Raw genomic sequence first — 8923 nt, forward strand, 5'->3', positions numbered from 1 at the left:
CTTACATGCTAAAAATCTTGATCGAATACTGTGTCCATCGGCGTATTGCCGCCATGGTGGTCACTTTTGTCGTTGCCTTGTTCGGCATTCATGCCTACATCGAAACACCGATAGAAGCCTATCCCGATGTCACCAACACCCAGGTGACTGTGATTAGCCTGATGCCCGGCTATGCGCCGGAAGAGGTCGAGCGCCAAGTTACTGTGCCGCTCGAACGCGTGCTCAACGGTACGCCCGGCATGCTGAAAATGCGCAGTCAAAGCTTGTTCGGCTTGTCTTTGGTGACCATCACCTTTGGCGATGATGTTGACAGCTTTCACTCTCGCACCCTGATTACCGAGCGCATGACGGGCGCGGAACTCCCCGAAGCAGTCAAACCGGTGCTAGCGCCGGATTACACGCCGCTGGGGGAAATCTACAAATTTGTGGTCGTCAGTGATCGCCATTCGCTGTACGAGCTGCGTTCCGAAATGGAATGGAACGTATCACGCGTGATGCGCCAGGTACAAGGCGTGGCCGATGTGCTGACCTTTGGCGGCTATTACAAGGAGTTTCATGTCGAAATCGATCCCGTCAGGCTTGACTCCTTTGGCCTGACCCTGGATGAAGTCAATCAAGCCATTGCCAGTGCCAACCGCAATGTCGGCGCCGGCTTTTTACGCCATGGCGATCAGCAAATGGTGATCCGTAGTGTCGGCTACCTGAGTTCGGCCGAGGATGTGAAGAAAATCGTGCTGAAAAGCGAGGGCGGCACACCGGTGACCGTCGGCGATATAGCCCGCATGGTGCAAGCCTACACGCCTCGCCAGGGTGCGGTAGGTGTAAACGATCAGAAAGAAGCGGTGGAAGGTATCGTGCTACTGCGTCGCGGACAAAATCCTTCGCGCGTGTTGGCTGCCGTGCATGAGAAAGTCGAGGAGCTTAATACCCGCATCCTGCCCGCCGGCATGAAACTGGTACCCTTCCTGGATCGTACCGAATTGGTCGACAAAACACTGCATACCGTTTATGACAATCTGTTGCATGGCTTCTTGCTAGTGGTCGGTGTGGTGTGGCTGTTCCTACGCAGTATCCGTGGCTCGCTGATCGTGGCCAGCGTCATCCCCTTGTCGCTGTTGGTCGCGTTTGCCGGTTTGTATCGCCTGGAATTACCGGCCAATCTGATCTCCATGGGAGCCATCGATTTCGGCATCATTCTGGATGGCGCCGTGGTGTTGGTTGAAAACGTCATCCATCAAGCCAGTCATCAACATCCCAAAAATCACAGAGACATGGTGCATTTAATTGTCAATGCGGCCTTTGATGTGGCTAAACCGACGTTTTATGCCATGTTGATCATCATTGCCGCACTGATTCCGGTTTTCACCCTGGAACAGGTCGAAGGCCGTATTTTTCGGCCCTTGGCCTTGACTTACAGTTTTGCGCTGGTGGGCGGCTTGGTGTTTGCGATGACCTTGGTACCGGCGCTCTGCGCGGCACTGATTCAACCTAAACATGCCATGATTGAGGAACCGAAATTTTTGGTTCGTCTACGAGGGACTTACAAACGCATCCTCAGCGCGGCGCTCGCTCGCCGTACCACCACGTTAGCAGCCGCGGCCGGGTTACTTTTGGCCGGCGCTGTTGCTGTAGGCGGTCTCGGTACCGAGTTTTTACCGGAACTGGACGAAGGCGATGTGCATGTGTTCGTCGAAATGCCGGCCAGCATCGCTCTCGCCAAGGGGCAAGACGTATTGTTGGATATGCGTCAGCGACTGCTGGCATTTCCGGAAGTTAAAGGCATTCTCAGTCAGCAAGGACGTTCCGAGGATGGCACCGATAACGAAGGCGTCAACATGAGCGAAACCTTCGTCCATCTCAAACCTCACGAACAATGGCGGCCGGGTTGGCACAAGGAAGCCTTGGTGGATGCCATGCGTGAGTCACTGGCCGCCATACCGGGCGTGCGTTTCAATTTCTCTCAACCCATCAAAGACAACGTCGAAGAAGCGGTTAGCGGCGTGCGAGGCAAGGTGGTATTAAAGATTTACGGTAACGACCTGGAAAAAATGCGTGCCGTTTTGGAGCAGGCCAAAAGCCGACTCAAAGAGATTCCGGGCGTCATCGACCTGGACCTCTATCGAGAATCCATCGTGCCGCAGTTACAAATCAAGCTGAATCGTTCCGCGCTGGCCCGCCAAGGGATTACTATCGATGCTGCTCAGGATACGATTGAAACTGGGCTAGCGGGCAAAGTCGTCACCGAACTTTGGCAAGACGAGCGCCCTGTACCAGTACGGGTGATTTTGCCCAGTGTTGAACGCAGCGATAGCGAGCAAATCGCCAATTTGCTGCTGCCGACGCCGTCCGGTGCGCGCATACCATTACGGGAAGTAGCCGATTTGCCGACCGAGCGCGGTCGTACCTCCATTGAGCGCGAGGCCAATCGCCGCTTCCTGGCCTTAAAATTCAACGTGGAAAATCGCGACCTCGGTTCCGTGGTGCATGACGCAATGGAGGCAGTAGAAGGCAAGATCGAACTACCCGAGGGGCATTTCCTGGTCTGGGGCGGCGAGTTCGAAAACCAACAGCGGGCGATGGCCAGACTCGGTGTTGTGGTGCCGATTGCGGTGCTGATCGTGTTGGGTCTGTTATACGGTGCCTTGCAGTCCGCGCGTAGCGCGCTGGCCATCTTACTCTGCGCACCCTTTGCCATGACGGGGGGCGCATTCGTACTGCTGCTGGCCGGCATCCCCTTGTCGGTCAGCGCCGCGATTGGTTTCATAGCTTTGTTGGGCCAAGTGTCGTTGATGGGTCTACTCGTACTGAGTGCGACTGAAGATCGCAGACGACAAGGGTTGTCTGTGATGGAGGCCATCCTGAACGGTGCAACCGACCGCTTGCGACCGGTATTGATGGCTTCGATGTTGGCCTTGCTTGGTTTATTACCGATGGCCGTTTCCACCGGTATCGGCAGCGAAACTCAGCAACCGTTTGCAGTAGTGATCGTCGGCGGCATGTTCACCACTTTTTTCGTCGCGATGCTGGTGTTGCCGGTGATTTACTCATACATCACCCCGGAACGGCTCATTACCCCCGAAGAAGCGGATGAACTACCGGAGGAATCATCATGAAAAACAGTAATTGGAAAAAAAACCTTGTTCTACCAACAGTTTGTTTTTGCTTTGCGAGCGCTATTTTCAGTTCTTCGCCGGTGCTTGCCGAGGATTCATTATTGCTTCCAGAGACGGTCACTATCCAGCAGTTAATGGAGATTACTCGGGAAAAGAGCCCCCGCTTTGCCGCCTTGAGGCAACGCATCGAATCGGCCAACGCCGAAGTGGTGGCGGCCGGCGTGTTGCCAAATCCCAGAATCAGTTACGGCCGCTACGACCTGTTGACGAAACAGAACACTATGTACGACGGCAATGTTCAGCAACAAGTTACCCTGGAGGTGCCTGTGTTGATAGCCGGTCAGCGTGGTGCCCGCGTCGATGCCGCTGAAAAAAATCGCGAAGTAACTGCAGCCGACATTGACGCCGAATTTGCCGATTTGATTCATCAGGAGTGGGGCTTGTTTGTCAAGCAACTGGCGGATAAGCAACGGATTGCGGTGCTGGATGAAACCACCCGATATATGGGACATTTGGCCGACATCGTGTTGGGACGCGCTCAGGCCGGCAATGCCAGTCGCTACGATATGCTGCGTATCGAAATCGAAACCAAGGCGGTACAAACCCGGCTTGAAACGGTCAGTAATAATCTATCATCCTCAGCTGGTGAGTTAGGGGTTTTGCTGGGCTTATCCGGCTGGAAACCACAAGCGGCGGGCAAATTGGATTATCTGAATGTGTCGACCGATATTGAAAAGCTTTGGACGGATGCCATCAATCTGAACCCGGTGCTTGAGGCGGCAAGACGAGGCGAAATGGCGGCAGATGCGGTATTGGAACGTGCCGAGCGAGAACGCTGGCCTATTCCGTCGCTGCAAGTCGGTTCGGTCTTTACAGACAAACCTTACGGCAACACCAGCTTTGCCGGGGTATCCGTCGACCTGCCGATTTTCGACCGTGGTCAAGGCGGCATGGCTCGCGCTAATGCCGAAAAACAGGCGGCTATCTTAGCGCGCGGGTTAACGAATGCCCAAACCCGAAGTGCCTTGGAACGCGTAGTGGACCAATTGAGCAAACGCCGAGCTACACGCATTAAATTTGAACAGGAGGTGATGGGGAAACTAAATGATCTTAAGGACATGGGGGAAGCCAGCTATCGACTTGGTAAAGGTAGTTTACTGGAACTTCTCGACGCCTCACGTTCCCGAACCGAAACTGAATTGACGCATCTGGATTTGATGCAGGCGGAAATCGAGGCTGAACTAGATATTTTAAAAGTGGCCGGTTTGCTGGTAAACACTGTTAATGCAGAGCCAATCCAATAAGATCGGGTGCAATTATTGCTTCCAAATCCGACAAGAGACGTGAATATCGGTATGGGTAATATTATGAGCGAGAAATTTTCCATGATTAGCATTGACGGCGGCAAGGTTTTGCCGTCCATCCTCCGCTCAAGACCATCCGGTTTTGGCGCATGCTAATAACCATCTCAATTAGCAGGGGATTGGAATGAGTATGGACATCCTAGGCTCGGCAGTATCGGGACTGGCAGCGTCACAGCGCGCGCTTGAAACAACCAGTAATAACCAACACCTCCTTGCCGACCGCGACCACAGCAGCTGGATTTAGTATCACCTTTCCAAGTGGTGTGTTGAATGCCGGGGATAGTTTTAAGATCAGTTCCGGTATCGATGCTGCACGCACACTTCGGGTTAATGCGGCCATTACCAGCCCGAGACAAGTCGCCGCTGCTGATATGCCTGGGTTGTCAGGGGACAATAGAAATGCCCTGAAATTAGCCAAGCTTGAGACACAGTCAATCATGCGAAATGGCAAGGCGACTTTTACCCAGGTATACGGTCAATTGGTTGCAGACGTTGACGCAAAAACGCATTCAGCCCAATTAAGCCGCGATACTCAACAAACCTTGTTTCAAAGGGCAAAAGGAGCTCAAGAAAGCGTATCGGGGGTCAATTTAGACGAAGAGGCTGCCGATTTTATCAAGTATCAGCATTCCTTCCTATCAGGCAGCAGCTCATGTGGTTTCTATTGCAAAAAATCTTTTTGATACCTTAATACAGGCAGTTCGGTAATTTAAAAAATAATTATTTCAGATATGGATGGCTATAAAAACGCTTAAATCAAGCAAAAACCTCAATAGTATCGGTATCTATCAACGTAGCAACAGCAAAGGCTTGTGACTGTTAGCCAACATCTTCACGGTGAAACTACCCAACAGCCAATCGTGAATACGGGTATGGCTGAATGCTCCCATCACGGTCATATCGATGGCGTGCTGGTCTTGATAGTCGCACAGCACCTGCTCGGGTTTGCCGACCAGTTTTTTAGCAATGACCTCGATACCACCGGCCAGTTGCAGTTTGTTGGCGGCGACTTCGAGTAATGGGACTTTGCCTTCATCCTTGCTCACGCACACCAAATGACAAACCAACCCTTTATAAAGCGGACTGGTGGCTACCATGTCTAAAGCTTTGTCGGCAGCTTGACTACCATCGTAGGCCAGCATGATGCGTTGCGGTATTTTGAATTCGGCGTTGACCACCAAAATCGGTTTGTGCAGCGAGCGGATAATGGATTCCAGTTTGGCGCCGATCTTGTCCGGCTGGTTTTCGTGTACCTTGCCGCGCAAGCCGATCACCAACACCCGCAAGTCGTTTTCCAGCTCGATAAGCGACTCGACCAAACTGCCGTGGCGTTGATTGGTGAGGGGGTCGAGAATGCCGGCTTGCATCACCCGTTCCCTGGCGGCTTGCAGTAATTGCTTGCCTTGTTGCAAGCGCAATTTGCTGCGCTGCTGTTCCAGTTGGGTCAGTTCGTCCATGAGATGGTCACGACTATCGACACCGATGTTGCCGGTTATATCGGTGTGATCGGCATGTTCCGGATGGTGATCGATGGAGTGCAGCAGTTTCAAAGGCGCATCGACTTTTTGCGCAATCCAGGCAGCATAATCGCAGACGGCGTTGCTTAACGATGAGCCGTCGATGCCGGCTAATACCAAATTTTGTGTCGTATTCATCAATGGCCTCCCATGACTTTTTCGATTTCTTCGGGCTTATCGTGAACGCCGAAGCGGTCGACAATCGTACTCGTTGCCGCATTCATGCCGATAACTTCAACCTCGGCGCCTTCGCGGCGAAACTTGATCACGACTTTATCCAGTGCACCGACCGAGGTCAGATCCCAGAAATGAGCGCGATTGAGGTCGATGACCACTTTTTCCACGGCTTCCTTGAAGTCAAAACCGGCGACGAATTTGTCGGCCGAATTAAAAAATACTTGGCCGACCACTTTATACGTGCGGGTGCTGTGGTCTTGGTCCAGCTTCGATTCCACATACATAAAATGGCTGATCTTGTTGGCAAAGAACAAGGATGCCAGCAATACACCGACTAATACACCCAATGCCAAATTATGCGTCCAAACTACCACGACTACGGTGGAGAGCATGACGATGTTGGTCGACAGCGGATGTTGTTTCAGATTAAGTATCGAGTGCCAGCTAAAGGTGCCGATGGATACCATGATCATCACCGCCACCAGCGCGGCCATCGGGATTTTAGAAATCCATTCGTCCAGAAACACCACCATGATCAACAAGAACGTGCCTGCGACCAAGGTGGACAAGCGCCCACGACCACCGGATTTGACGTTGATCACCGACTGACCAATCATCGCGCAACCGGCCATACCGCCCAGTAAACCAGCACCTATGTTGGCCAGACCCTGGCCCTTGCATTCGCGGTTTTTATCGCTGCTGGTGTCGGTCAATTCATCGACGATGGTGGCGGTCATCAAGGATTCCAGCATACCGACCACCGCCAGCGGCAGCGAGTAAGGCAAAATGATTTTCAGCGTTTCCAAGCTCAGCGGCACATCGGGCCACAAAAACACCGGCAAGGTATCCGGCAATTGCCCCATATCGCCGACGGTGCGGATGTCGATGTGCCAATACATGGCCACAGCGGTCATGCTGACAATGCACACCAAGGGCGAAGGTACGGATTTACCGATGACCGGCAAGTAGGGAAATAGATAGATAATCGCCAAGCCACCGGCGGTCATCGCATAAACATGCCAAGTCACGTTAGTCAATTCCGGCAACTGTGCCATGAAAATCAGAATCGCCAAGGCGTTGACGAAACCGGTCACCACCGAGCGCGACACGAAACTCATTAAACTGCCGAGCTTCAGGTAGCCGGCAATAATCTGAAACACGCCGGTCAGCAAGGTTGCCGCCAACAGATATTGCAAGCCGTGATCCTTGACCAGTGTCACCATTAGCAAGGCCATGGCGCCGGTCGCTGCCGAAATCATGCCGGGGCGGCCGCCGACGAAAGCAGTCATCACCGCAATACAAAACGAGGCGTACAGCCCAACTTTGGGATCGACCCCGGCGATGATGGAAAAGGCGATGGCTTCCGGGATCAGGGCCAATGCCACCACGGTGCCGGCCAGCACATCGCCTCGGATGTTGCCTAGCCAGTCTTGTTTTTTCGATAAAAAGAGCATGTTTAACCTAAATAAAAAAAGGCTATGCAGGGCATAGCCAAAAGGTAGGAGCGGGAAATTAGGAGTAAGTTGGGTAGGTTACGGTGGATTGTCACTGTGCAGGATTACCGGTTGTATACTTAACTTGAATCAGTAGCAAGACTGTTTTTGACCCGATCTAGCAAGGACGTCATCAGGCGTCTTTCTTCCTCGCTCAATGCCGCCAACACTTCGATTTCCACGGCGTCGGCAATTTTCCACAGTTCTTCCATCACCGTGTGCGCTTTGTCGGTAATGGATAAGCGATAGGCACGTCTGTCATCCATATCCTTGTTGCGGACGACCATCCCGGACTCTTCGAGCAAATCGATCTGCTTGACCAAGGTAATCGGTTTGATTTCCAGAATCTCAGCCAGATCGATTTGCCGGCAATTTTTATTTTCAGACAGATGCACCAAAGCCCGCCACTGGGCATGAGTAAAGCCGATAGGTTCTGCGGCCTTATTGAAGCGCTGGCGGATAATGTGGCTGATTTCGTAACTGAGAAAGCCGAATTTGGAATGCACTGATATGTAACTCTTAATATAATAAGTAAAAGGTATTATATTCGAATGGCAATTTTTTAACAATCAAGCGACGTTTGCTGTAGAGTTCAGTAGTCCGGTTATCCAAGGCATGCGAGGTAAGACTCGTTATCGCCATTGACCAGACTATAAAAATTTGCGATCGAATTAATTGACAGTTACCGATTAAATCTAGCCTCGCCCAGAATCCTGAGCAGAAACAACCCCGCCATTACTAGAGCAAATGAAAACTCAGAAAACAAATTGGCATAATCAATCATTGGATGCATTGGAAACCGGCTTGCAGATTGATGTGCAGCAAGGTCTAACTGACATCCAGGCTGAACAACGCCTGAAACAATACGGCTTGAATTGCCTTACGCCCCAGCGCGGCAAAAGCCCATTGCGGTTACTGTTTGAACAGGTAAACCAGCCGCTGGTTTACATCTTATTGATTGCTGCGGCGATTACCGGCTTCCTGGAAGAATGGGTGGACAGCAGCGTTATTTTTGGTGTGGTACTAGTCAATACCATTATTGGATTCATTCAGGAATCCAACGCCCTGAAAGCCATTGATGCGCTCAGCCGGGTATTGACGGTCAGAGCAACGGTACTGCGTAACGGTCAACGCCGTTCCATTTCGGCTAACGAGTTGACGGTTGGGGATGTGGTGTTTTTACAATCCGGCGACAAAGTACCGGCCGACTTACGCTTGTTGCAAATCCGAGAGTTGCAAATTGATGAGTCCGCGCTGAC

At 52.0% G+C, this 8923-nt stretch carries 7 protein-coding genes and 1 pseudogene; 5 read left to right on the forward strand and 3 right to left on the reverse strand.

Translation table 11 applies throughout. From position 1 onward, the window contains the following. The first annotated feature begins 5 nt into the window (after window positions 1–5). The 4 genes and pseudogenes from A1332_RS12175 (at window position 6) to A1332_RS12185 (ending at window position 5160) form a co-directional block, all read left to right on the forward strand. Window positions 6–3113, forward strand: a complete 3108-nt coding sequence (locus tag A1332_RS12175) for an efflux RND transporter permease subunit (protein ID WP_064008765.1) — start codon at window positions 6–8, stop codon at window positions 3111–3113. Next, on the forward strand, window positions 3110–4417 hold the full coding sequence (locus A1332_RS12180; RefSeq protein ID WP_231890279.1) for a TolC family protein: 1308 nt from the start codon (window positions 3110–3112) through the stop codon (window positions 4415–4417). Before A1332_RS12175 ends, A1332_RS12180 begins: the two co-directional genes overlap by 4 nt. 190 nt (window positions 4418–4607) lie before the next feature. Next, window positions 4608–4655, forward strand: a pseudogene (locus tag A1332_RS26010) (hypothetical protein); the annotation flags it as partial. A 4-nt stretch (window positions 4656–4659) separates the two neighbouring features. After that, window positions 4660–5160, forward strand: coding sequence for a hypothetical protein (locus tag A1332_RS12185; protein WP_231890280.1), 501 nt, complete (start codon window positions 4660–4662; stop codon window positions 5158–5160). Between the two features lie 105 nt (window positions 5161–5265). Here A1332_RS12185 and A1332_RS12190 read toward each other — a convergent pair whose 3' ends face one another. The 3 genes from A1332_RS12190 to A1332_RS12200 form a co-directional block, all read right to left on the reverse strand. Beyond that, window positions 5266–6132: a universal stress protein gene (locus A1332_RS12190; protein WP_064008767.1), complete on the reverse strand. Its 867-nt coding sequence runs from the start codon at window positions 6130–6132 to the stop codon at window positions 5266–5268. Beyond that, the gene (locus A1332_RS12195; protein ID WP_064008768.1) at window positions 6132–7625 is read right to left on the reverse strand and encodes a SulP family inorganic anion transporter; all 1494 of its coding nucleotides are present in this window, start codon (window positions 7623–7625) and stop codon (window positions 6132–6134) included. Before A1332_RS12195 ends, A1332_RS12190 begins: the two co-directional genes overlap by 1 nt. Before the next feature lie 119 nt (window positions 7626–7744). Then, window positions 7745–8170, reverse strand: a complete 426-nt coding sequence (locus A1332_RS12200; RefSeq protein ID WP_064008769.1) for a MarR family winged helix-turn-helix transcriptional regulator — start codon at window positions 8168–8170, stop codon at window positions 7745–7747. A gap of 241 nt (window positions 8171–8411) precedes the next feature. On the opposite strand from A1332_RS12200, the gene A1332_RS12205 reads away from it, so the two are divergent. Next, the coding region (locus A1332_RS12205; protein WP_269454657.1) for a cation-transporting P-type ATPase at window positions 8412–8923 on the forward strand (512 nt) is incomplete at its 3' end.

The sequence above is a fragment of the Methylomonas methanica genome (assembly GCF_001644035.1).
Classification (GTDB): Bacteria; Pseudomonadota; Gammaproteobacteria; order Methylococcales; family Methylomonadaceae; genus Methylomonas; species Methylomonas methanica_A.